The sequence below is a fragment of the Chryseobacterium sp. BLS98 genome, from assembly GCF_001045445.1.
GTDB lineage: Bacteria > Bacteroidota > Bacteroidia > Flavobacteriales > Weeksellaceae > Chryseobacterium.
Genome location: NZ_LFNF01000002.1, coordinates 1,306,803 through 1,331,474 on the forward strand (window position 1 = coordinate 1,306,803; position 24,672 = coordinate 1,331,474).

17 protein-coding genes are annotated in these 24,672 nt (G+C 38.8%); 13 read left to right on the forward strand and 4 right to left on the reverse strand.

Annotated features, from left to right (window positions below):
• Position 1 precedes the first annotated feature (1 nt).
• The 3 genes from ACM40_RS10955 (at position 2) to ACM40_RS10965 (ending at position 3,774) form a co-directional block, all read left to right on the forward strand.
• Entirely contained in the window at positions 2 to 910 is a 909-nt protein-coding gene (locus ACM40_RS10955; protein ID WP_048502801.1) for a glycosyltransferase family 2 protein, read from the forward strand.
• Between the two features lie 131 nt (positions 911 to 1,041).
• Complete coding sequence (gene gltX / locus ACM40_RS10960; protein ID WP_048502802.1) at positions 1,042 to 2,769, forward strand: glutamate--tRNA ligase; 1,728 nt, start codon at positions 1,042 to 1,044, stop codon at positions 2,767 to 2,769.
• Positions 2,770 to 2,817: 48 nt separating this feature from the next.
• Positions 2,818 to 3,774, forward strand: a complete 957-nt coding sequence (locus ACM40_RS10965) for an acetyl-CoA carboxylase carboxyltransferase subunit alpha (protein ID WP_048502803.1) — start codon at positions 2,818 to 2,820, stop codon at positions 3,772 to 3,774.
• Between the two features lie 62 nt (positions 3,775 to 3,836).
• Here the strand turns inward: ACM40_RS10965 and ACM40_RS10970 are convergent, their stop codons facing one another.
• Positions 3,837 to 4,592 (reverse strand): DUF6759 domain-containing protein, encoded by a 756-nt coding sequence (locus tag ACM40_RS10970; RefSeq protein WP_048502804.1) that lies wholly within the window; start codon positions 4,590 to 4,592, stop codon positions 3,837 to 3,839.
• Positions 4,593 to 4,736: 144 nt separating this feature from the next.
• On the opposite strand from ACM40_RS10970, the gene tsf reads away from it, so the two are divergent.
• The 10 genes from tsf to ACM40_RS11020 all read left to right on the forward strand — a co-directional run bounded on the left by tsf (position 4,737) and on the right by ACM40_RS11020 (position 22,400).
• The gene (gene tsf / locus ACM40_RS10975) at positions 4,737 to 5,564 is read left to right on the forward strand and encodes a translation elongation factor Ts (RefSeq protein WP_048502805.1); all 828 of its coding nucleotides are present in this window, start codon (positions 4,737 to 4,739) and stop codon (positions 5,562 to 5,564) included.
• A 185-nt stretch (positions 5,565 to 5,749) separates the two neighbouring features.
• Positions 5,750 to 9,106, forward strand: coding sequence for a T9SS C-terminal target domain-containing protein (locus ACM40_RS10980; RefSeq protein WP_048502806.1), 3,357 nt, complete (start codon positions 5,750 to 5,752; stop codon positions 9,104 to 9,106).
• Between the two features lie 77 nt (positions 9,107 to 9,183).
• Entirely contained in the window at positions 9,184 to 12,045 is a 2,862-nt protein-coding gene (locus ACM40_RS10985; protein WP_048502807.1) for a T9SS C-terminal target domain-containing protein, read from the forward strand.
• Between the two features lie 139 nt (positions 12,046 to 12,184).
• Positions 12,185 to 15,028, forward strand: a complete 2,844-nt coding sequence (locus tag ACM40_RS10990; protein WP_048502808.1) for a T9SS type B sorting domain-containing protein — start codon at positions 12,185 to 12,187, stop codon at positions 15,026 to 15,028.
• Between the two features lie 113 nt (positions 15,029 to 15,141).
• Positions 15,142 to 18,537, forward strand: a complete 3,396-nt coding sequence (locus ACM40_RS10995) for a T9SS type B sorting domain-containing protein (protein WP_048502809.1) — start codon at positions 15,142 to 15,144, stop codon at positions 18,535 to 18,537.
• 157 nt (positions 18,538 to 18,694) lie between these two features.
• Positions 18,695 to 19,489, forward strand: a complete 795-nt coding sequence (locus ACM40_RS11000; RefSeq protein WP_083996834.1) for a hypothetical protein — start codon at positions 18,695 to 18,697, stop codon at positions 19,487 to 19,489.
• 195 nt (positions 19,490 to 19,684) lie between these two features.
• Positions 19,685 to 20,458, forward strand: a complete 774-nt coding sequence (locus ACM40_RS11005; protein WP_048502810.1) for a DUF6759 domain-containing protein — start codon at positions 19,685 to 19,687, stop codon at positions 20,456 to 20,458.
• Positions 20,459 to 20,557: 99 nt separating this feature from the next.
• The gene (gene trmB / locus ACM40_RS11010) at positions 20,558 to 21,235 is read left to right on the forward strand and encodes a tRNA (guanosine(46)-N7)-methyltransferase TrmB (RefSeq protein ID WP_048502811.1); all 678 of its coding nucleotides are present in this window, start codon (positions 20,558 to 20,560) and stop codon (positions 21,233 to 21,235) included.
• An 18-nt stretch (positions 21,236 to 21,253) separates the two neighbouring features.
• Positions 21,254 to 21,952, forward strand: coding sequence for a DUF6759 domain-containing protein (locus tag ACM40_RS11015; RefSeq protein ID WP_048502812.1), 699 nt, complete (start codon positions 21,254 to 21,256; stop codon positions 21,950 to 21,952).
• A 4-nt stretch (positions 21,953 to 21,956) separates the two neighbouring features.
• Entirely contained in the window at positions 21,957 to 22,400 is a 444-nt protein-coding gene (locus tag ACM40_RS11020) for a DUF6759 domain-containing protein (protein ID WP_048502813.1), read from the forward strand.
• 116 nt (positions 22,401 to 22,516) lie between these two features.
• On the opposite strand, the gene rpsB is transcribed toward ACM40_RS11020, so the two are convergent.
• The 3 genes from rpsB to rplM form a co-directional block, all read right to left on the reverse strand.
• Positions 22,517 to 23,278, reverse strand: a complete 762-nt coding sequence (gene rpsB / locus ACM40_RS11025; RefSeq protein ID WP_040997639.1) for a 30S ribosomal protein S2 — start codon at positions 23,276 to 23,278, stop codon at positions 22,517 to 22,519.
• A 204-nt stretch (positions 23,279 to 23,482) separates the two neighbouring features.
• Positions 23,483 to 23,869: a 30S ribosomal protein S9 gene (rpsI, locus tag ACM40_RS11030; RefSeq protein ID WP_007843277.1), complete on the reverse strand. Its 387-nt coding sequence runs from the start codon at positions 23,867 to 23,869 to the stop codon at positions 23,483 to 23,485.
• Between the two features lie 6 nt (positions 23,870 to 23,875).
• A complete protein-coding gene (rplM, locus tag ACM40_RS11035) occupies positions 23,876 to 24,331 on the reverse strand; it encodes a 50S ribosomal protein L13 (RefSeq protein WP_034706094.1) in 456 nt (151 codons plus the stop codon).
• Between the last annotated feature and the right edge of the window lie 341 nt (positions 24,332 to 24,672).

Genomic DNA, 24,672 nt, shown 5'->3' on the forward strand with positions numbered 1-24,672 from the left:
AATGAACAATCCGCCGCTTGTAAGCCTCATCATTATTACCATGAACCATGAAAAGTTCATTGAGCAGGCATGCTTGTCAGCCATTTCGCAGTCCTATCCCAATTATGAAATTATTCTTTTGGATAACGCTTCCAAAGACAAGACATTTGAAAATGCAGAAAAAGCCCTTTCGAAGTTTGGCAGGCAGTATAAGATGATCCGGAATTCTGAAAGTTTTGGCGTCGCAAAAAATATTAATATTGCCGTTTCACATGCTTCAGGAGAATATGTTTCTCTTCTTTCGGGGGACGATTGGTTGACGGAAGATCATCTCACAGAGAAAGTTTCATACATTCAGAAAAATCCGGTAGATTTTATCCTTTCAGACGGTTATAAATATTATCAGTCTGAAGATCAAATGACAGATGCCTATACCCCAAAAGAAAAAAAACAGATTATAGACACCCTTGACCGTTTTTTCCATGAAAATGTTTCGGAAAACAAAACGGCCAATGTAGGGACATTTATAAAAAAAGAGCTTCTGGTGAAATATCCGTTTGATGAAAATATCAATACCGAAGACTGGGACATGAATCTGAGACTTACCTCCAAAGGATACAAGATAGGATTTATCGATAAAAAACTATTCTATTACAGGATTCTCTCCACAAGTCTTTCAAGAAACTGGAAGCTGATGAAAGATTCTTATGAAAAAGTGACTCATAAATACATCGATTATATAAAAGCCGATCAGGAACTTTATAAAAAATACAGGCTTAAGCTTATCCACTTCAAATACGAGATTCTTCTCTCTGAAACAGATTCAGAAACTGAAAAAAAACGTTTGCAGACAGAATGGAAAAAAGAAAAATACAGGGTCAAGTATAAAAATCCGGTCTTATTCTTTAAACTGCTGATGCTTAAAAAATAATCACAAAAGGATGGAGGAATTTTTATCTTCATCCTTTTTTAATACCCAAAATAAAAAAAGCTAACAACAGAAGGGTAAATAATCCTTAAAACATATAATTTTAAGTAAATTTGCACAAAATTTTTATTGAAATGGAGAAAGTAAGAGTCCGTTTTGCTCCAAGTCCAACAGGACCTTTGCATTTGGGAGGCGTAAGAACCGCATTATATGATTATCTTTTTGCCAAAAACCAGGGTGGTGAATTTGTACTTCGTATTGAAGATACAGATACGGCAAGATATGTAGAAGGAGCTGAAGAATACATTGAAGAAGCTCTAGAATGGTGCGGAATCATTCCTGATGAAAGTCCGAAGAAAGGAGGGAAATTTGCCCCTTACAGACAGTCTGAAAGAAGAGACATCTACGACAGATACACAGAGCAGATCCTGAAAACAGACTACGCTTACATCGCTTTCGATACTCCGGAAGAGCTGGATGCCATCCGTGCTGAATTTGAAGCCAACGGCGAAGTTTTCTCCTATGATAATAAAACCAGAAACCGTCTCAGAAACAGTGTCGCACTTTCCGAAGAGGAAGTTCAGAAATTACTGGATGAAAAAATACCTTATGTGGTAAGATTCAAAATGCCGGTAGACAGAACCCTGAATCTTGAAGACATTATCCGCGGACATTCTTCCGTGAATACCAATACACTGGACGACAAAGTTCTTGTAAAGAACGACGGAATGCCTACTTACCATTTTGCTAACATCATTGATGACCATGAAATGGAAATTTCCCACGTGATCCGTGGTGAAGAATGGCTGCCGTCTTTAGGACTTCACACTTTATTATATGAAGCTATGGGCTGGGAAGCTCCGCAGTTCGCGCACCTGTCCCTGATCCTGAAGCCAGATGTATCAACTTTAATCAATAAAGACAATATCGACGGTATTACAAAATCTTTTGCAGAAGAATTTGTTTTGAAAAACAGTCAGTTTTCTTTTGATGAATCGGCAGAGCTTATTAAATCTTTCTTTTCGGAAGTAAAAAGCCCGAGATTTAAATCCATGCTGGGCGAAAACGATAAAGATAACCCATTAACCGCTTCCGTAAAGCAGTTTTTAAAGAAAGGACTTTCCGGGAAATTAAGCAAAAGAGACGGTGACAAATTCGGGTTCCCGGTATTTCCGCTGGATTTTAAAGATCCTGCAACAGAAACTGTTTCAAAAGGATACAGAGAAAACGGATACCTTCCTGACGCATTTATCAATATGGTAGCCTTACTGGGCTGGTCTCCTGCTGATGACAAAGAAATCCTGTCTCTGGAAGAAATGGCAAAAGAATTTGATCTTCATAAAGTGCATAAAGCAGGTGCAAGGTTCAGCAAAGAGAAATCGGAATGGTTCAATCATCAGTATATTCAGATGAAATCGGATGACGAACTTCTTCAGCTGTTAAAAAATGCGGGCATTAGCCTTTCCGGTGTTTCCGATGAAAAACTAGTAAAGATCATCGGCCTGATGAAAGAAAGAGCCACTTTCCCTGTAGACATTTACGAAAACGGGAAATTTTTCTTTGAAGCTCCGGTTTCTTATGACGAAAAAGCATCGAAAAAAGCCTGGAACGAAGAAACATCTGCTGTTTTAGGTGAATTGGCAGAAAATCTTAACGCTACTGAATTTACTTCAGAAATCCTGAAGCAGGCAGTCCACGATTTCACCGAAAACAAAGGCCTGGGCATGGGAAAAGTAATGATGCCGCTGCGTTTATCTTTAGTGGGAGAGCTGAAAGGCCCGGACGTTCCGGATATCATGGAACTGATTGGAAAAGAGGAAACTATCTCCCGAATAAACAATGCTATCAATAATTTTAAATAGTTTTTCATAATTTTTCATAAATTTGAAAGATTTAATTTACTTCAAGAAATGGAATATTTAAGTTTCGAACTTCCTATAAAAGATCTGATGGATCAACTTCAGACTTGTTCTTTAGTAGGAGAAGAAAGTGGTGTTGATGTAAAATTAGCATGCAGCCAGATTGAGGATAAGATTTTGGAAAAGAAAAAAGAAATCTACGGAAACCTTACCCCTTGGCAGAGAGTACAACTATCCCGTCACCCGGATCGTCCCTATACAATTGACTATATCAATGGAATGGTAGACAAAGGAAGTTTCCTAGAACTTCACGGAGACAGAAATTTCGCAGACGACCCTGCAATGATTGGTGGTTTAGCTACATTGGATGGTCAGAAAGTAATGATCATAGGAACCCAGAAAGGGAGAACAACCAAAGAAAGACAGTACAGAAGATTCGGAATGCCGAATCCTGAAGGATACAGAAAAGCTTTAAGACTGATGAAGCTTGCTGAAAAATTCAACATTCCTGTGGTAACTTTAGTAGACACACCGGGAGCTTATCCTGGACTGGAAGCTGAAGAAAGAGGCCAGGGAGAGGCGATTGCCAGAAATATCTTCGAAATGGTTCAGCTTAAAACGCCTATTTTCACTTATATCATCGGTGAAGGAGCAAGTGGCGGAGCATTGGGAATAGGTGTGGGAAACAAAGTATACATGCTTGAAAACACATGGTACACCGTAATTGCACCGGAAAGCTGCTCTTCTATTTTATGGAGAAACTGGGATCACAAGGAAGATGCAGCCAATGCATTAAACCTTACCCCACAAGATGCTTTAAGAGAAAAATTCATTGATGGTATTATTGAAGAACCTCTTGGAGGCGCTCAATATGATCCTGAAGTAGCTTATCTGAATCTTAAGCATTCTATTTTACAGAATATTAAAGCTTTTTCAAAGTTCTCAGGACAGGAACTTGAAACCCAAAGGCAGGAGAAATTCATTGCAATGGGACAGTTTAAAGGATAAAAATAAAAAACGGTTAAGAAATTTCTTAACCGTTTTTACTTATAGTTTAGTTTTAATTGATCTTAATCAGCTACGTTGAGTGCAATCTCAATATCCTGGGTCACTTTCTTTATTGAAGAATATTTTGCATCACATACCATCGTGGTCAATACATATTCCCCTTTATCGATCAGAATAAAATTCTGCCCTTTTGCAGGAACAGTTAAATTATAATATTTTTTTCCGCTGATCTTCACCACCAGGTTACAACTGGACCTGTTCTTGATATTGACATAAGCCTCATTCTTATTCATATCATTATTGAAAAGATGGGTAAGCATTGCTGCCGTTCTTTTATTGGCTTCACTGGGTTCAGATTTGGCAACCCCGGCAGTTTTGGCCGAACTTACTGAACCAACGCTTGCCAGCCTCTCTTCTTTCAAAGCATTGATAGCATCATTTACTTTATCCGTGTTCTTATTTTCAGCAGATGTTTTATTGGCCGCTATTACTTTACCGCTGTTCAGCTCATTATTCTGAACAATTTTTTCTATTTTCTCTTTACTGATCGGTTTAATGGTAGGTTTGGCTTCAGGAGAATTATCCGCCATAATCATTTCAATAAGTTTTCTTTTAAAATAATCGGTTTTGGCATGTCCGGGATTCTGCTTCAGGAAACCAGCGATCACTCTGGCCTCTTTGGAAGCTTCAGCATCCTGCTCCGTGTAGATGATTACCGTTTCTTTTTCTACGACTGCCTTGGTTTTCGATTTTTTCTTTTTTTGGGAGAAACCTAAGGCAAAAATGCATAGAAATATAAGTAGAAAGTTTTTTTTCATTAATCAAGTCTTTAAAATAGTATTAAATATATCAATAACGTGAAAAGTCATTTTTTAGTTTATCATTAAAATCATTATCTTTGCACTGCTTTAAAATTAAGCTAAAAATTAATACTAATCTTAAATAAAAAAATAATACATATTATGTCTTATACACCAGCTGCTGCAGACGTAGCAAAATTAAGAAACCAAACAGGTGCAGGTATGATGGACTGCAAGAAAGCTTTAGTTGAAGCAGAAGGAGACTTCGAAAAAGCAGTAGATATCCTTAGAAAAAAAGGACAGAAAGTTGCTGCAAACAGAGCTGACAGAGAATCTTCTGAAGGTGCAGTAATCGCAAGAGTAAACGAGGACAACACTCTAGGAGTGATTATCTCTCTAAACTGTGAAACTGACTTCGTTGCTAAAAACGAAGATTTCATCGAGCTTGCTTACGAATTAGCTGAAATGGCTATTTTCGCAGCTACTAAAGAAGAACTTTTAGCTACAGACTTCCACGGACTTACTGTTGCTGATAAATTAATCGAGCAGACAGGAGTTATCGGTGAGAAAATCGAGATCGGGGCATTCGAAAGAATCGAAGGACCTTACCTGGGTGCTTACATCCACGCTGGAAACAAAATCGCTGCTATCACTGCACTTTCTGCTAAGGTAGACGGAGCTGACGAAGTGGCTAAATCTGTTTCTATGCAGGCTGCTGCAATGAACCCAATCGCTCTTGACGAAACCAGAGTTTCTCAGGAAACGATCGACAAAGAATTGGAAATCGAAAGACATAAACTTACTGAAGAAGGTAAGCCTGCAAACATTATCGATAACATCCTTAAAGGTAAAATGCAGAGATTCTACAAAGACAACACTTTGGTACACCAGGATTTCATCAAAGACAGCTCTATTTCTGTAGCTGACTATGTAAAATCTGTAAATGCAGACCTTAAAGTAACAGGATTTATAAGAGTAAGCTTAGCTTAATTATCTTTTAAATAAGAATACTGATCCCGGTGAAATTCACCGGGATTTTTATTTATCAATATCAAGTTTCAGACAACATAAAATATTAAATATTCAACAATAGTGAACATTATAGAAACTCATCATTAAATTTTATGTAAAATATTGATTTTTAATACTTACATTTGCATCCCTTATTGAGAAAAATGAAAAAAATTCTACTAACTATCTGTACTTTTCTTTGTTTATTATTCAATGCACAGCTTGATACCGATCATTGGTTTGCACCGATGGCATCAAAATCTGGAATGGTAGGGCTTCAGGGATATTTATATCTTTCAACGAACGAGACAACTCCGTTTAATGTTCAAATATTTAACAATAATGTACTTTATACAACGGTTCAGGTTAGTAAAGGAAATCCGGCTCAGGTCAGTATTCCCAATAATTTTTTAATTACAAATAATCAATCAGATCTTTTTACCCCAAATTCGATGGGTTTAAATGTAAAGGGGCCTAAAAAATTCTTTGCTAATTACAGATTCTCTGTACCCAACCACGCTGAAATTATTACTTCAAAAGGTTTAGCGGGACTTGGAAAAACATTTTACGTAGGATTGGCTCCATTAACAGGTACAGCAACTTATGTAAACTCCACAATAGGAATTACCGCAACCGTAGATAATACTACCGTAGTTGTTTCCGGCTACAATCCAAATGTAATTTTTTCAGACGGAACTTCAAGCCCTACCAGGACTTTTACATTAAATAAAGGACAATCTTATATTATGGATGCCCTAAGTACAGATTCCATGGATAATCTTGATGGGTTGATTGGCGCAAAAATTCAGGCATCACAGCCTGTGTCTGTCACAAATGGAAACTTTAACGGAATTTATACCAGCTTAAATTTTACCAACAATGATATTCTGATGGACCAGGCAGTCCCTATTGAGAGATTAGGAAAAGAGTTTGTTGTCGTAAAAGGAAACGGAACAATCCTTTCTGAAATGGAAACCGCCTTAGTTGTTGCCACACAAAACGGCACTAACATTACCGTCAATGGAATTCCTACAGGCATTACATTAAACGAAGGACAATATTACATGGTTCCTAGCATAAATTATGTACAGCATGGAGCGGGTGACAATTATAATATGAGCATTTCGGCTAATAACAATATTTATGTATATCAATTATTGGCAGGAGTTTCCAGCACAACAGGAGGCAATGAATATGCGACAGGCGGAATGAACTTTATTCCACCTTTAAGCTGCTTTATGCCAAATAAAGTGGATGAAATTGGTTTTATCAATCAGATTGGAAGTCAGAATTTTAATGCCAGATTAAATATTATTACTCAAACCGGAGCAACAGTTACCTTAAATGGGAATCCTGTTGCCATAGCAAACGGACCTTATCCTGTGAATGGAAATCCAAACTGGGTAACCTATACAGTTCCCAACATTACAGGTACTGTAACTGTAAATTCAACCAAGTCTGTAACTGCAGGAATTGCAGCAGGAAGTGGCGCAGTAGGTTATGGAGGATATTTTGCAGGATTCTCATCAGTTCCAGTAATTTCAAAAACAGGAGATTGTTATACAGGAGTTTTATTACAGGTGGATAACTCTTATGATTCTTATCAGTGGTATCTTGACGGAAATCTTATTCCAGGAGCTACATCTTATTCTATAGACCCTGAATTGTACGGAACAGGAAATTATACTTGCTCTGTTGCGAAAAGCGGTTGCGGGTCACTACTTACAGACAATTATTATCATACTAAATGCCCGCCAATTACAACAACGATTTATAATATTGGATCATGTAACACAAAAGTAATCACTCCTGCATTTACAAGTTCAACACAAACGATTGTTCCTGTCAATACAAGCATTGTTTCTGCCCCTTCTTCAGGAACAGCAACAGTATCCCCCGCAACAGGGCAAATTACTTATACTCCGAATACCGGGCTTACAACAGACACAACAGATTCTTTTGTTTATTATATTAATGGAAATGGCAGTCCGGCCGATTTTGAATACTTCAAAGTGGAGGTGAATATTGATGTTCTTCAAACCCAGAATGCAGCTATGTCTTCATGCTCAGACATCAACGGGAACGGAACTTTTAACCTTACCTCTGCAGTTTTAAGTCCTGATACAGGTACAACAGTAATCTATTATACGAACTCCAATTTAACAGGCTCAATCACAAACCCAGCCGCCTATTCAGGACCTGCAGGAACAGTTTACGCTAATGTGACCTCAGCATTCGGATGTTCCAGGACAGCCCAGATTACATTAACACTGAACCCTTCCCCTAATATAAATACCGGAAACTTCAATGCAAACCTTTGTGATAATGATTTTGACGGGATTATCAATGTAAACTTTGCTTCTGTAACACCACAGATTGTAACCAATCCTGCCAATTTCACGGTAAGATACTATCTTGTTCAGGCAGACGCAACCGCAGGGAACAACAATACCCTTCCTGCAAACTGGAGCTATACCGCCAACACTACTGTTTATGTAAGGGTTTCAGCCAACGTTGGCGACTGTCCTCCGGTTTTTGGACAGATTAATTTTAAAATCGGAAACAAAATCACTTTAATAACAAACTCTGTTGCTGCAGATGTCTGCGACAATGATCTCAGCGGATCTGAATCGGCCAATCTTAACGATTACAAGAATTTATTTACCACAGATCCTACAGTAACCCTTTCATTTTATACTTCACTGGCTGATGCGCAGGCAGGAGTAAATCCTATTTCTTCCACGCAAAATATTACTTCTGTTCATACCTATTACGTAAGATTTCAGAACAGTTCAGACTGTCCAAACACAGGAGTTCTTAAGCTTACTTTAAAAAATCCTAAAAAGTCCGGCATCCTTCACAACCAGGTAGTGTGTCCGGGGGAAAAAGTGCTTCTGGATGCAGGTCCCGGATTCTCTTCTTATCTATGGAGTACCAGTGCCACAACACCTGCTATCACAGCAGGTGCCGGAACTTATTATGTAGACCTTGGATTCAACGGATGTGTGTACCGCCAGAGTGTAAGTGTAACTACTGCTGAAGCTCCCACAATCACCAAAATTGAGACATCAGGTTCTACAGCAACAGTTTACGTAACCGGAGGAACACCTCCTTACCAATATTCCCTGGATGGAATTGATTACCAGACTGCCAATGTTTTCATCGGGCTGTCAAGAGGAATACATAAGGTGTTTGTACTGGGTTCAGACGGATGCCTTCCGGTCACCAAGGAATTTCTGATCCTGAATCTCGTTAATGCCATCACACCCAATGGTGACGGGCTGAATGATGTTCTTAATTATTCTGATTTAAGAATCAAGCAAAATGTGAAAATAGAAGTAGCAGACCGTTATGGATTATCTGTTTACAAATCATCCGACAAGAACTACATCTGGGACGGAAAAGTAAACGGAAGAAACCTTCCTACGGGAACATATTGGTATGTCATCACATGGACAGAGCCTGACACGAAATTACCAGTTTCATATTCCGGATGGCTTTTGATTAAAAATCGTGATTAATTTTTAACTTTTGTTATATTTATTTAACACTATTTCAAATATTATTTTAAATTTGTAGAAATCCTAATTCCACACACATGAAAAGATTTCTACTCAGCTTAGTATTATTTCTTTTATCAATTAATCCGCTCTTTGCACAAAGGGATACGGAACATTGGTTTGCTCCTATGGCGGCAAAACCTGCTGCTCTGTCAGTTCCAAAACAGGCTTTATACTTTTCTACAGATTCAACCACACCTTTCCCTGTAGAGATATATAGTAACGGAGCATTGCTTGGAACAGTAACCATTATGAAGGGGGACCCTAAAACATACGAAATTGCAACAGATAAAATGATCACTACTTCTTTGTCTGAATTGTTCACTCCCGTTGGTAAAGGACTTTATACCAAAGGGACAAAGCCATACTATGTAAATTTCAGGTTTAGTGTTACCAGCCACGGAGAAATATTAACTTCAAAGGGGAAAGCAGGTATTGGGAAAAAATTCTATGTTGCCGCTTCTCCAATGACCGGGCAGTCCATTACTTATTTAAATTTTACAGCCGGAGTTTTAGCTACGGAGGACAATACTACAGTTACCGTTTCCGGATATAGCCCGGGATTACAATTTACCAACGGTACTACAGGAACAACCAATCCAACAATGACATTCACCCTTAATAAAGGGCAGGCATATATCATCGAGGGCAGAGACAATGTAGGAACCAATGCCACAGGCTTTATCGGTGCCAAGATAGTATCCGACAAACCAGTATCTGTGACTAACGGTAACTTTAACGGTCAGTTTGCTCTTCCCCCAAGTGCAGGATCTGCCGGTTCAGATATTGTCATGGACCAATCTGTACCAACAGATAGACTCGGAAACGAGTTTGCCCTTGTAAAAGGAAACGGAGACAGTGATGATGGAGATGAAGATGCATTAATCGTAGCAACTGAAGATAACACAGAAGTATTCCTTAATGGCTCTACCACTCCGATTCAAACCCTGAACGAGGGCCAGTGGGTGAGAGTTGGGCAAGGGCCTAACAATACTTATGTATTCCCATATATTGATCAGGGAAGCTCTCATTTTAATATGCATATCAAAACTTCTAAAAATGCATATGTATATCAGCTTCTTGCAGGACTCCCAAATAGTGCAGCAACGGAAGGATTCAATTATATCCCACCTTTGAACTGCTTCCTGCCTAGAAAAATTGACGAGATAGGATTGATCAATGAACTTCCTGAAACCAATTCCAGTGGTACAAAAAATATTAAACTAAATATGATTACTGAAGCTGGAGCAATAGTTAACGTTACTGTAAATGGAGCTCCTGCTGCAACGGTGCAAGGACCTTTCACTATAACAGGAACTACAGCATGGGTATCTTATACTGTTCCCAATGTAATAGGCAATGTTACTGTTACATCTTCAAAAGCAATTACAGCAGGGATCTCTGCAGGAAGTGGAGCTGTAGGATACGGAGGCTATTTCGCAGGTTTCTCATCAATTCCTGTTATTGCAAAAAAATCAGGTGAGTGTGCACCAGGCATTGTATTAGAAGTGGATGACGGTTATGAAAGTTATCAATGGCTTTTAAACGGGACTGCTATCCCGGGAGCAACAGCCAATACGTTCTCACCTACAACCTCAGGAAACTATACTGTGAAAGTAACAATGGGTACATGTCCTCCTGTAACAACCCCTGTCTATAAGGTATACACCTGTTTAAAACTGACTACACAAACTTTGAGTGCATGTTCCACAAAGGTAATTACGCCGGCCTTCACTTCTTCAACACAAACGCCGGTACCAGGTACACTGGTTATTATTACTGCGCCAACACATGGTACAGCTGTAGTCAACTCAAACGGAACCATTACGTACACTCCTACAGCCAACTATTATGGTCCGGATCAGATCGTATATAAATTCTGTGGTAATGCTACTGAGTTTATCGATTGTGAGCAGGTTACTTTAAATCTTACCGTAGTACCTTTCGTAGTGAGAGATGCAATACTTAAGGCATGCCAGTATGATGTAGATCCTTATGCTTATTTCGATCTTACTAAAGCAAGCATTACTGACTACAATGGTGTTATAAAAAAATACTATCCTACATTGGCTGACCTTACTGCAGGTACCAACGAAATTACTACTCCTACAAATTATCCGTCTGCCGGAGGATATGTTTATGTAAAAGTTACCACCAACGAAGGATGTGTAGCAACTGCAAAAATTCAGTTGATTGCTCTTCCGATAAAAAAATCACTGGTTCTTGTTGACCAGTATATCTGTGCAGACGGCCTTACAAATCTGGATGCAGGTCCTGGATACGATTCGTATCTATGGAACACCGGAGCTACGACTTCTTCCATCCAAAATGTAGGTATTGGAGAGTACACCGTCATTCTGGGCAAAAACGGATGTTTACTTCCACAAATTGTAAGAGTAAAAAAAGCTGAAGATCCGGTAATTACCAAGATTGAAATATCCAACACAACAGCAACAGTAATTGTAGACGGTGGAAAACCTCCATACAAATATGCTGTAGATACACCAACCAATTGGCAGGATTCCAATGTATTCACAGGACTTACAAGAGGCCAGCATATTTTCTACGTAAAAGATGCTTACAACTGTGATCCTACTACAGTGGAAGTAACGGTTCCTAATCTGGTCAATGCTATTACTCCTAACGGTGACAATAAAAATGACTTTATTGATTACAGCGAGCTGGCCTATAAAGAAAACCTTTCTTTTGTAATTTATGACCGATATGGAAATATGATTTTCACTGGAAATAAATTCAATAATTACAAATGGGACGGAAAACATTTTGACAAAAAACTCGTAACCGGGACCTATTGGTATCATATCAACTGGAATGAATCCAATAAAGAAAAAACCCCTGTATATTACACAGGATGGATTTTAGTTAAAAACATTGAATAACCAACTTTAAGCAATAAATAGTTAACCGCGATTTGAAATCGCGGTTTTTTTTTGAGAAAAAATCGGTATTTTTTACACATTTTACAATATCACTTGGAAATATTCTCCTATTTTTGCGCCAATCCTAATTCCCATATATATGAAAACATTTTTATTAGCTTTTCTTTTGCTGTTTACAGCAGCTAATCCGCTTTTTGCGCAAAGAGATACGGAACATTGGTTTGCTCCGATGGCGGCAAGAAGCACCAACATTCTCAGCCCTCAACAGGCATTGTATTTTTCTACCGATTCCACTACTCCGTTTCCTGTAGAAATTTACAGCAACAACATTCTGCTGGGAACCGTGACGGTAGCTAAAGGTGCTCCCCAAACATTTCCCATTCCCTTAGGAAATATCATTATCAGCAATACTTCCGAAATGTTTGCTCCGGTAAATAAAGGATTGTACACAAAAGGAACAAAACCTTATTTTGCCACATTCAGGTTTTCTGTAAGCAGCCACGGTGAGATCCTGACCTCCAAAGGAAAAGCAGGAATCGGTAAAAAGTTTTACGCAGTAGTTTCACCTATAGAAAATCCTGTAACTGCACTGAATTTCACTACCGGTATAATGGCCACCGAAGACAATACTATAGTTACCGTATCGGACTATTCTGCCAATGTGGAGTTCAGCAATGGATGGACCGGTGTAACCAATCCGTCTCTTACATTCACCCTCAATAAAGGCCAGTCCTATATCATTGAAGGAGTTGGTGATAAAGCAGGAAACAAAGAAGGTTTTATCGGTGCCAAAATAGAGGCTGATAAACCTATTTCTGTGACCAACGGAAATTTTAACGGGCAGTTTGCCATCATTCCGCCAGGTTCTTTTTTTGACGGGGCAGATATCGTTATGGACCAGTCCGTACCTACTGACAGATTGGGAAATGAATTCGTTCTTGTAAAAGGAAACGGAGATATTAGTGAAAGAATGGAAGATGCCCTGATTGTTGCCACAGAAGGAGGCACGCAGGTATTCATCAACAATGGAGCAACACCGGCAATAACCTTAAACGAAGGAGAAAGCTACCGGGTGAACAAACTCAACAACAATAATTACATCAATCAAGGTAATAATCACTACAACATGTACATTAAAACAACCAAAAACGTTTATGTGTACCAGCTGCTGGCAGGTGTTGCCAACAGTAATGCTACAGTGGGGTTCAATTACATTCCTCCATTGAACTGCTACCTTCCCCGAAAAATTGATGAAATAGGTAACATTAATATCCTGCCTCCTACTACCAATAATATTAAGTTAAATATTCTCACAGAAACCGGGGCAGCAGTTACTGTAAACGGCGGTACGCCCCCTGCAGCCCAAGGACCTTATCCCGTATTAGGAACCTCATCATGGGTGTCTTATTCTGTACCGAATGTTACAGGAAATGTAACGATTACCTCTTCAAAAGCTGTAACTGCCGGAATCTCCGGCGGAAGCGGTGTGGTAGGCTATGGCGGATATTTCGCCGGATTCTCCTCCATTCCTGTGATTGCCAAACAAACCGGCGACTGTATTCCCGGAATTGTACTGGAAGTAGATGACAGTTTTGATTCTTATCAATGGTACAGGGACAGCACTCCTATCACCGGAGCTGTAACCAATTCTTATATCCCTACACAATCGGGTAATTATACTGTAAAAATAACGGTCGGTTCTTGCCCTCCAATAACCACTCCGGTGTACAAGGTATTCACATGTCTTACGGAAACTACCTTAAATCAAACGGTTTGTGATGGTGTTAAGCTGATTGTTCCAACATTTACCAATTCCACCCAGTCTGTAGTACCGGGAAGTGTAATCATTGTTACACCACCAGTTAACGGTAATGCAGTTGTTGATCCTGTTACAGGAGTTATCAGCTATGCTCCTGCCTATAATTATGTGGGACCTGACTCTTTTGTTTACAAGTTCTGTGGAAATAACCCTGACTTTACAGACTGTGAAGAAGTAACATTAAATTTAACGGTTTCCGAAAGCCCGATCGTTACCAATGCTTCTTTAAGAGCATGTTATCTGGAAGCCAATCCTGCGACCGGTTTATTTAACCTTACCAACGCTTCAGTAACGACACAGATAGGAGTTACCAAGAAATATTATCCTTCTCCTACGGATGCAGATAACAGTACAAATGAAATTTTAAATCCTGCCAATTATATAGCCCCTACCGGAGTTGCTTATGTAAAAGTAATCAACGCGAATGGATGCTACAGAATTGCGGAAGTTTCCCTTACTGTTCTTCCTCCGGTTAAATCTGCTGTTCTTGTTGATAAGATTATTTGTGTGGAAGATAAAACAACGCTTGACGCCGGGCCGGGATTCAACGGTTATGAATGGAGTACCGGAGCCACTACACAGGCAATCAGTAATGTTGGCGTCGGAACCTATTGGGTAAAGCTGAAAACCGGCGACTGTACTACCCTGCAAACCGTAAAAGTATATGCATCCGAACAGCCTGTAGTTTCCAGCATTGATGTTTCAAATACCACAGTTACAGTATATGCAATAGGAGGAAATCCTCCATACCAGTACTCATTGGATAATATTCAGTGGCAGGATTCCAACATTTTTACTGATGTGGCAAGAGGCACACCTGCAGTATATGTAAAAGACAGCTATAACTGCGATCCTGTTAAAGTGGAAATTACTATTCCTAACCTGATCAATGCTATTACTCCTAACGATGACGGGGTAAATGATGTCCTGGACTATTCTTTACTGGCAGGTAAGAAGAATTTAGAGTTTACCATTTTTGACAGATATGGAAGCAAAATATTCCAGGGAGATCAATCAAACGGCTATAAATGGAATGGAACTTTAGGCGGAAGCAAAAGGGTTCCTACCGGAAACTACTGGTTTGAAATTCATTGGAATGAGCCTTCCGGAAAACAAACCGCAGTAAAATATACAGGCTGGATTCTTGTAAAAAGCAGAGAGTAATTCCTGAAAAACTGACCATTTAAACCGCGATTTCACCATCGCGGTTTTTTTATTATTTTTTGAAGGTATAAATCCATTTTATTATTAAATTTGTGTTAAACTCCCTCAGCTGAATGAAAAAAATTTTATCTTTTTTATTTATACTTTCTTTTTTCACCTTTGCCTTCGGTCAATTGGACAGAGAACACTGGTTTGCTCCCATGGTGGACAGAAGTGGAAGCCCCAGTCCCTATCAGAAATTATATTTATCTACCAACAGAACAACTCCCTTCCCTGTCAATATTTACAATAACAACCTTTTGATCGGTACGGTAACCATCAGTAAAAACAATCCCCAGAAATTTGATGTCCTCAGAAAATATATCATAACAACTCTTCAGGCAGATCTGTTTACTCCCACTACAAAAGGGCTCTATCTGCAAGCAGATTTTCCTTTTTATGCAAATCTCAGGTTTTCCGTATTCAATCATGCAGAGATTATCACTTCTAAAGGAATACCTTCCACAGGAAAGAATTTTTATGCCGCCAATGCTCCCATAACGGTCGTTAACCCCATCTTAAACTTTATGGCCAGTGTTCTTGCCACTGAGGACAACACAACAGTTACGATAAGCGGATATAAGCCAACAGTACAGTTTTCCAACGGAACCACCGGCGCTACAAACCCTACAATGACATTTACCCTTAATAAAGGGCAATCTTATATTATAGATGGTTCAGGTTCCACAAATACAGATGGTTTTATTGGCGCTAAAATCACTGCTAATAAACCGGTAAATGTGACCAATGGAAATTTCAACGGGCAGTATTCCGGAAATTTCCCTTCAAGTTCGGATATCCTTATGGATCAGTCTGTCCCTGTTGAAAGACTTGGAAGCGAGTTTGCCTTGGTCAAAGGAAACGGAAGTGTAGGATCCAATATGGAGGGAGCCATTGTTATTGCAACGGAAGACAATACCCAAATCTTTGTCAATGATGAAATTCCTCCCCTTACTACTTTAAATGCAGGACAATATTATATCGTTCCGAACTCAAAATATAAACTGCAGGGAGCAGGGCATTATAATCTTTATCTTAAAACTTCCAAAAACGCTTACGTTTATCAGGTTCTGGCAGGGGATTCCGTGTCAGGAAGTGAAGTGGCAACCGGAGGATTTAACTTTATTCCGGCCCTGAACTGCTATCTTCCCAAACAGATCAATGAATTAGGGCTTATTGATGAAAACTTTGTGCATTCCACAGCTAACCCATTGGGAATCCTTAATATTCCTACAAAGCTGAATCTTATTACGGAAAAAGGTGCCAATGTTACGGTCAACGGAGCGGTTCCGCCTGCAACTACAGGTCCTTTCAACATGACAGGTACTAATAACTGGGTGACCTATGGCATTCCTAATGTAACCGGAACGATTACCGTCATTTCGGACAAGGCTGTTACTGCAGGAATTACCGCAGGAAGTAATGCTGTAGGATATGGAGGTTTTTTTGCAGGTTTTCCTACACAGCCCGTTATTTTAAGATCAGGAGGAAACTGTGTTCCGGGAATTGTACTTACGGTAGACCCGGTAATTTATGATACCTATCAGTGGTATGTGAACGGAAACCTTATCCCCGGAGCTACAGGAGCTTCCATTACTCCCACGCAGTCCGGATATTATACATGCTCGGTAACCATGGGAAGATGTGCTCCTTTGGTAACGGAACAGTTTAAAGTACTGAACTGTACAAAACTGACCACATCAAACTATAATGTCTGTAACACAAAAACCATTACCCCTACATTCAGCAGCTCTGCACAGACACCTGTTCCTTCCACTGTTGCTATTGTGAATGCCCCTACATTGGGGACGGCAGTCATAGATCCTGTGACCGGCATTATTACTTATTCCGTCAATACACCTGGGACTACCGGAACAGATACTTTCACCTATACTTTCTGCGGGGATGATCCTGTTTTTACAGACTGTGAAACCGTAACCGTCACCATCAATATTATACCTCTTATTGTCACGAATGCTACATTGCATGCTTGTAATATCAACGGGCAGGGAACTTTCAATCTCACTTCCGCCAATGTAACCAACAACTCACCGGTCACTATTACCTACTATCCTACCCTGGCAGATGCACAGACAGAAAACCCCGGAGCACTTATCACCTCCGCCAATGCTTATACTGCGCCAGACGGAACCATTGTCTATGCGGTGGTAAAAAACAATCTTGGCTGCAAAAGTATCGCCCAGATCACCCTTTCTTTATATAACCTGGCTATTATAACAAACAATTATAACGGAACATTCTGTGATGATAATATGGACGGAACGGTCACCGTGAACCTGTCCAGTATAACAAATATTGTACTGAATAACCCTACCTATTTTACCAACGTAAGATATTATGCTTCTCTTGCTGATGCCAATGCAGGAAATAACAATACACTTCCCAATAACTGGAGCTATACGGCTACCACCACTATTTACATCAGGGTGGAGTCTCCGGACGGCTGCGCCGTTGTTGTGAAACCTTTACAGTTCAGCATCGGAGCCCGTGTTAGTCTATTAACATCAGCAGTGGCTACAAGTATTTGTGACGATGATCTTGATGGGACAAAAGCAGTCAACCTTGCCCAGTTTATCCCTCAGTTTACAACAGATCCGACTGTAACTTATACTTTCTATGTAAGTCTGGGTAATGCTCAGAATAATATCAATCCTTTATCAGGTACAGTTAACGTTACAGGTACACAGACCTACTATATCAGATTTGAGAAAAGCGGGGTTTGTCCTGAGGTAGGATCTGTTAAAATCACTATCAAAACTCCTAAGAAATCTGACCTTTTAAAAGATCAGGTTATCTGTGCAAAAGCAACGACTAAACTGGATGCCGGTCCCGGTTTTGAAAAATACCTGTGGAGCACGGGCGCTACTTCTCCTTCTATTTCCAATGTCCCTGTTGGAAGTTACTGGGTAGAGCTTACCTTCAATGGATGTGTTTACAAACAATATGTGAATGTTACAGAAGCTCCTCTTCCTACAATCGCTTCTATTGAAATTAACGGTTCTACCGTAACAGTCGGAGTGATTGGCGGTACACCTCCTTATGAATATTCCCTGGATGAGGTGAACTGGCAAAGCATCAATGTTTTCTACAATGTACCAAGAGGAAGCCATACCGTATTTGTGAGAGACTCCAGATTATGCGGTGAAGTAGATAAAGAGTTTGCCATTATCAATCTGATTAACACCATCACCCCTAATAGTGACGGCCACAATGATGAAATCGATTATTCTGCTTTAATGAGCAATCCGAATCTGGAATTCAGAATTTTCGACCGTTATGGTGCCGAAGTTTTCAGGGGAACCCCAAGCAACCGATACATCTGGGACGGAAGAATGGGCGGAAGACCTGTTCCTACAGCAACATACTGGTATTTTATTACCTGGACGGAATATGGCACTTCCACTTCCGTAAAATATACGAGCTGGCTCCTGGTAAAAAATAAAGAATAGAACTATTTTACTCTAAATTTCATCATATCTTTTTATTAATGAAACATTTATAACATTCATTAACAGTTTAATGTTAAAGTTTAATATAACTTTAACCTGTAATCACTATCTAAATAGGTATAAATTGATCTATTTCTACGTAATTTTGCCCCAATATATGAAGAAGCTAATTACCCTATTGCTGCTGATTTTTCTGGCAAAAATCAATGCACAGACCTATTCCGGAGAGGTATTTTTAAGAGACAACTCAATCTTGTACCTCAACCAGGTTTACGTAACCAATCTGAACACTCAGAAAACCGTACTTACCGACTATAACGGTACTTATAATATTCCTGCAGCTCCCGGCGATGTGATCCGTTTTACTTCCATTGTCACAGAAAGGAAAGATGTAAAGCTTACTCCACAAATGATGCAGCAGAAAAACCTCATTGAATTAAAAATTGCCTATTACGAAATTCAGGAGATTGTACTCAACAGGTTCAAGCCTACAGGAAATCTCAGGTATGACGTAAATTCTATAAGAAAAGAAGATAAAGGTCTCGCCATCAAAAAAGTGATTGGACTTCCGGAACCTAAAGGTGACGGAACTTCTCCGGAGCTTCCGGTTGCCGGATTAAGGGACGGAGGGCTTACTTTCAGCTTGGAAAGCATCTATGATATCCTTTCGGGCGACCGAAAGAAAAAACAGCGGTATATGGCTTATGAAAGGATGAATAATTCTGTAACGCAGATCAAAAATTATTTGGGTAAGGATTATTTTGCCAAGTTTAAAATTCCTGATAACCTTATTGACAACTTCCTTCAGTTTGTTTATACTTCAGAAAACATTGAAGCTTATGTGCTTTCCGGTAATTTTGAGGCGATAAAAGTTCCTATTGAAAAATATCTTCCGATCTATCAGAAAAGGCTTAAAACCTCGAATCTTCAGGAAGTTATTAACAAACCTTAATAAAGATATTTTAAGAAATGTATATTATCTGATAATTTATAATGTACATTTCTTTTTTATTTAAAATTATGTTTAAATTTATCTGACTATTAAGTATAAAAAAATAAAAACAATAGTATTCCGTTATTACCATAAACTAATTGCCTCAAAACACAAATTAAGAAAGTACATCAGCTTTTAATTTAATATTTGTTAATGAAAAAATTACTTTTACTGTTTGTTTCTGTTCTGTTTTTTAATGTATCTGCCCAGAAAAGAGGGAAAGATTACAGCAATATTTTAAAAAGTAAAAACATCTATGAGATCAATGCTTTTCTCAGAGATGCCCATCCTGATGATCCCAGGAGATCTGTACTGAAACCCCGGGTAATGGAAATGATGACGCAGTACATCAAAGACGCCCACCCTGCCGACCAGAAGGTAAAGGATATGCAGGAAATGCTTGCCCTGCTTAAAAGAAGACCTTCTACCAAGATCACTTTTGATGAAATGAATGCCATTATCAAACAGAAACAGATCGCCAAATACAAGGCAGAACTTGCCGCCAAACAATCTACGGTAGTTTATACACCAAGTACTGCCCAGAACACCTTTGTGGTGAATACAGCTGCCAATGCCGCTATCCCTAATGCAGAAGCTGAAGAGTTCAATATGCTGATGGCCGAAAATCCGGTAGAACACAAGAACAAAACAGTAAAAATATTAAACTCACTCTTCGATAACGACCCGACCAGCAAAACAAGCATCGTTCTTATCAAAAATAATTCTGACTGTAATATCATCGTAAGAATGGAAAGTGTAGGAAATACCAAATACAGACTTGCCGTTCCCGCCCATGATGATAGCACTATTGTTATAGATAAAGGACAGTATCTTTTCACAAGCCTTGTTTGCGGCGCCCAATATGCTTCCCAAAAAACAATTGAAAAAGCTATTATGGTTACATTAGGGAGCTCTGCAACACAATAATCCGCCTGTAAATATGCCCTGAAACCTGTCTTTTATCCTTAAAAGGCAAGGTAATCTATGCAAAAATCACTATTTTTGCAGGATTTTATAAATAACTCGATGGGCAAAAATAAATTAGCAAGATTCGCTGAAAACAAGATTTTACCAAATGTTATCCAACCCACAAGAGAGGATGCCTTAACCGGTTTTTCCCTTAAGGGAAACTGGAGAAAGGATTTCTTTAAAAATGACCATCCGATTGTACTGGAACTGGGCTGTGGCAAAGGAGAATATTCAGTAGGACTTGCCAAAACCTTCCCTGAAAAAAACTTCATCGGAATAGATATTAAAGGAGCCCGGTTCTGGTTTGGGGCTAAAGAAGCTGTGGAAAACGGAATGACCAATGTGGCATTTCTCAGAACGCAGATCGAGCTTGTTGATCATTTTTTTGCAGAAAATGAAGTGGATGAAATCTGGATCACGTTCCCGGATCCTCAGATCAAATACAAAAGAACCAAGCACAGGCTTACCCACCCTGACTTTTTAGAACGGTACAAAAAATTCCTCAAACCGGGCGGAATTATCCATCTGAAAACAGATTCGGAGTTCCTGCATGGCTATACGTTAGGCTATCTGCAGGGTGCCGGCTATGAAATTATTTCCGCACACCACGACATTTATGGTGCTCCTGAATATGATCCCAACACGGAACACCTGAGAGATATAAAAACTTACTATGAAGAACTTTTCTCAGCTAAAGGAAAGACCATCACCTATATAAAATTCCGGATAAGCTGATGAAATAAAAACAAATTGATGAAAAAAATTTTAACGACCCTCCTCTTCCTGATCCTTGCTTCGGGTACTGCTTCGGCGCAGAAAAAACACAAAGACATTTTAAAAAGCACAAACATCAGGGAAATCGAAGAATATCTTAAGAATACACATCCTGACGACCCTAAAAGATTTGTACTAAAGCCCAAGCTTATTGCTTTAAAGAATTCGGAATGGACAAAAGGGGCATCCAAAGCCAAGCCTATGGAAGCCAGACCTGTCATGACAGACATTCCGAACAGGTTTATGAGAAACTCCAGTTCCAATGATGCTGAAGAGTTTAAAAAGCTTCTTGCCGAAACCTCAGATCAGCATAAGGATAAAACAGTAAAGCTTCTAAACGCTATGTTTGATGAAGATATTACCAAAAAAGAAGCTGTCCTTCTGTTCAGAAATAACTCGGACTGCAATATCATCCTGAGAATTGAAGGAAAAGACTTCTATAACCTGGCAGTTCCTGCTCACGGGGAGAATTTTATTGTTCTCAACAAAGGTTCTTACACACTGAACAGTAATGTATGCGATGTAAAGTACTCTTCTCAGAAAGACATAAAAAAAAGTATATTTGTAGTCATTGAAAACCCGGGTACAAAAAAACCGCCAATAAATAGTGAGGCAGCAAAAGATCAAAAAGAAACAGTACCTGCGAACCCTTCAAAAAATAAAAGATCAAAAAAATAACCGTATGAAAAAGCTTTTCGCTTTCTCCATCATTTCATTTAGTCTTGTAAGCTGTAGTTCATACTATGGCAGCTATCCTATAAGAACTTCTTATCCTTCAGCTTCCGGAAACACCGGAAATTCTGCAGCCAATACAGAAAGGGAATATGCCGAGCTTATTAAAACCTATAAGCCTGAAACTGCAGCCGTCTTAAATGATCTTCTTAATGAGGATTCCCCTTCTAATCCCAACACTTCTATTTCAGTGGAAAACCAATCTCCCTGCAATATGGTTCTTACGGTAAGCAGCAGTGGCTTCTTTAAAAAAATCCCGATAGGTTCCGGCAAAGTAGGTTACACCATGGTTCCTAAAAACAAAAATTACAGTCTCTCCGGAATGCTTTGTAACTCATCTTATCAGGCTAACAAATTCATTACTACTTCGTACGCTATAAAGATCAGTAATTAAGATAAAACCCGCTCTGTAGAGCGGGTTTCTTTTTGGATGAGTTGAATAATTGACATTAATAAAAAAAACGCTGGACCGAAATCCAGCGTTTTTCCTATATTAAAGAAAATCTTTAATTATTCTGCATCGAAATCAGCATCTTTATCAGCAGATACTACTTCTCCTTCTTCTTTAGATTTTTCTTTATCAGCTTTTCTTTGAGACTGACCTTCTTTGATAGAATCAGAAACGATGTTTAAGATCATATCGATAGATTTAGAAGCATCATCGTTTCCTGGGATAACGAAGTCTACTTTTCTAGGATCAGAGTTTGTATCAACAATACCGAAAACTGGAATACCTAATTTCTTAGCTTCAGTTACAGCGATATGTTCTCTCATGATATCTACAACGAAGATGGCAGAAGGAAGACGAACCATGTCAGAGATAGAACCTAAGTTTTTCTCTAAGTTAGCTCTTTGTCTGTCAACCTGTAATCTTTCTTTTTTAGATAAAGTTTCGAACGTACCGTCTTTTTTCATTTTGTCGATAGAGTTCATTTTCTTTACAGCCTTTCTGATTGTAACGAAGTTCGTTAGCATACCACCAGGCCATCTTTCTGTAATATAAGGCATATTAAGTTCAGCAGCGTGCTTAGCCACTACTTCTTTCGCCTGCTTTTTAGTTGCTACGAAAAGAACTTTTTTACCTGCAGAAGTTAATTTTTCCAAAGCGCTGCACGCTTCATCCAATTTAACTGCTGTTTTATGTAAGTCTACAATGTGAATACCGTTTTTCTCCATAAAAATGTATGGAGCCATATTTGGATTCCACTTTCTGGTCATGTGACCGAAGTGTACACCAGCCTCTAGAAGGTCTTTTACATTTGCTTTTGCCATGTTTTCTGTTTTTGTTAGTTTACTTTCCGTCTTTTAAACAATCAACAACTTCTTTAGATGGGAGAAGCGTTTGGATGCTAAACGTAACGGGCAATGTTTTGCTTTAGGCTTTAGGCATTAAGCTGTAAGCTTTCAAGCGAGTTAAAAAGTTTAATAAGTTTTTCAAATAGCTTATTGCATATTGCTTTAAGCTTATCGCAATTCTTAACGTTTTGAGAATTGGAATCTCTTTCTTGCTTTTTTCTGACCTGGCTTCTTTCTTTCCACCATTCTTGCGTCTCTTGTAAGTAAACCAGCTGGTTTCAAAGCTAATCTGAATTCAGCATTGATTTCGCATAAAGCTCTTGAAATACCTAATCTGATAGCTTCTGCCTGACCTGTATTACCACCACCGAAAACATTTACGGTAACGTCATACTGACCAACAGTCTCAGAAAGGATGAACGGTTGGTTTAATTTGTAAACCATCACGTCTGTAGAGAAATATTCTTTAGCATCTTTACCGTTTACTGTAATGTTTCCAGAACCTGGTTTTACATAAACTCTAGCTACAGAAGTTTTTCTTCTTCCGATTTTGTGAACTATAGACATAATTAATTATTTAAATTCGTTAACATTAATTGTTTTAGGCTGTTGAGCTTCATGTTTGTGCTCAGTTCCTTCATACAGATAAAGGTTCTTTAATAAAGCAGATCCTAATCTGTTTTTAGGCAACATACCTTTTACAGATTTCTCCAATACTTTTAAAGAATCTTTCTTCTGAAGTTCAGCCGCAGTCATAGACTTCTGTCCACCAGGGTAACCTGTATGCCAGATGTAAGTCTTATCAGCCCACTTATTTCCGGAAAGCGTAATTTTCCCAGCATTCAAAACGATTACGTTATCACCACAATCTACGTGAGGTGTAAAGTTCGTTTTGTGCTTACCTCTCAAAATCTTTGCAACCGTAGAAGCTAGTCTTCCTAACGGCTGTCCTTCAGCGTCTACCACAACCCATTCTTTATTAGCAGTAGCTTTGTTCGCTGAAACAGTTTTGTAACTTAATGTATTCACACGTTTTAGTTAAAGATTAAACATAATTTCCCCCTAAAAGGGTGTGCAAAGGTACAAATTATTTTTGTAACCCAAAAACATATTTTATTTAATCTATACTGTCTCCTGAATTTGATCGGATTTTAATAGATTTCATCAACTGCTTTGCTTTGGCCCAGAACTTGTAAAATGATCCCCCGTTGAAAAACATTTCGAAGATTCTAAAAACACAGATGATAAAGTAAAGAGTTTAATCACTAAACTCTTACTTATTAACTTTACATTAAAGATTTCCCTGAAAGCTTGCTGATATGACTATTTTATGTCGCTAAATTTTTATATTTGCGCTAAAACCATATCCC

Coding starts and splice junctions, on each gene's coding strand:
- ACM40_RS11020 (WP_048502813.1), top strand. CDS start 21,957: ATGAAAAAGCTTTTCGCTTTCTCCATCATTTCATTTAGTCTTGTAAGC.
- rpsB (WP_040997639.1), bottom strand. CDS start 23,278: ATGGCAAAAGCAAATGTAAAAGACCTTCTAGAGGCTGGTGTACACTTC.
- ACM40_RS11005 (WP_048502810.1), top strand. CDS start 19,685: ATGAAAAAATTACTTTTACTGTTTGTTTCTGTTCTGTTTTTTAATGTA.
- ACM40_RS10985 (WP_048502807.1), top strand. CDS start 9,184: ATGAAAAGATTTCTACTCAGCTTAGTATTATTTCTTTTATCAATTAAT.
- ACM40_RS10995 (WP_048502809.1), top strand. CDS start 15,142: ATGAAAAAAATTTTATCTTTTTTATTTATACTTTCTTTTTTCACCTTT.
- ACM40_RS10965 (WP_048502803.1), top strand. CDS start 2,818: ATGGAATATTTAAGTTTCGAACTTCCTATAAAAGATCTGATGGATCAA.
- ACM40_RS10990 (WP_048502808.1), top strand. CDS start 12,185: ATGAAAACATTTTTATTAGCTTTTCTTTTGCTGTTTACAGCAGCTAAT.
- ACM40_RS10980 (WP_048502806.1), top strand. CDS start 5,750: ATGAAAAAAATTCTACTAACTATCTGTACTTTTCTTTGTTTATTATTC.
- ACM40_RS11000 (WP_083996834.1), top strand. CDS start 18,695: ATGAAGAAGCTAATTACCCTATTGCTGCTGATTTTTCTGGCAAAAATC.
- gltX (WP_048502802.1), top strand. CDS start 1,042: ATGGAGAAAGTAAGAGTCCGTTTTGCTCCAAGTCCAACAGGACCTTTG.
- trmB (WP_048502811.1), top strand. CDS start 20,558: ATGGGCAAAAATAAATTAGCAAGATTCGCTGAAAACAAGATTTTACCA.
- ACM40_RS11015 (WP_048502812.1), top strand. CDS start 21,254: ATGAAAAAAATTTTAACGACCCTCCTCTTCCTGATCCTTGCTTCGGGT.
- tsf (WP_048502805.1), top strand. CDS start 4,737: ATGTCTTATACACCAGCTGCTGCAGACGTAGCAAAATTAAGAAACCAA.
- ACM40_RS10970 (WP_048502804.1), bottom strand. CDS start 4,592: ATGAAAAAAAACTTTCTACTTATATTTCTATGCATTTTTGCCTTAGGT.
- ACM40_RS10955 (WP_048502801.1), top strand. CDS start 2: ATGAACAATCCGCCGCTTGTAAGCCTCATCATTATTACCATGAACCAT.
- rpsI (WP_007843277.1), bottom strand. CDS start 23,869: ATGTCTATAGTTCACAAAATCGGAAGAAGAAAAACTTCTGTAGCTAGA.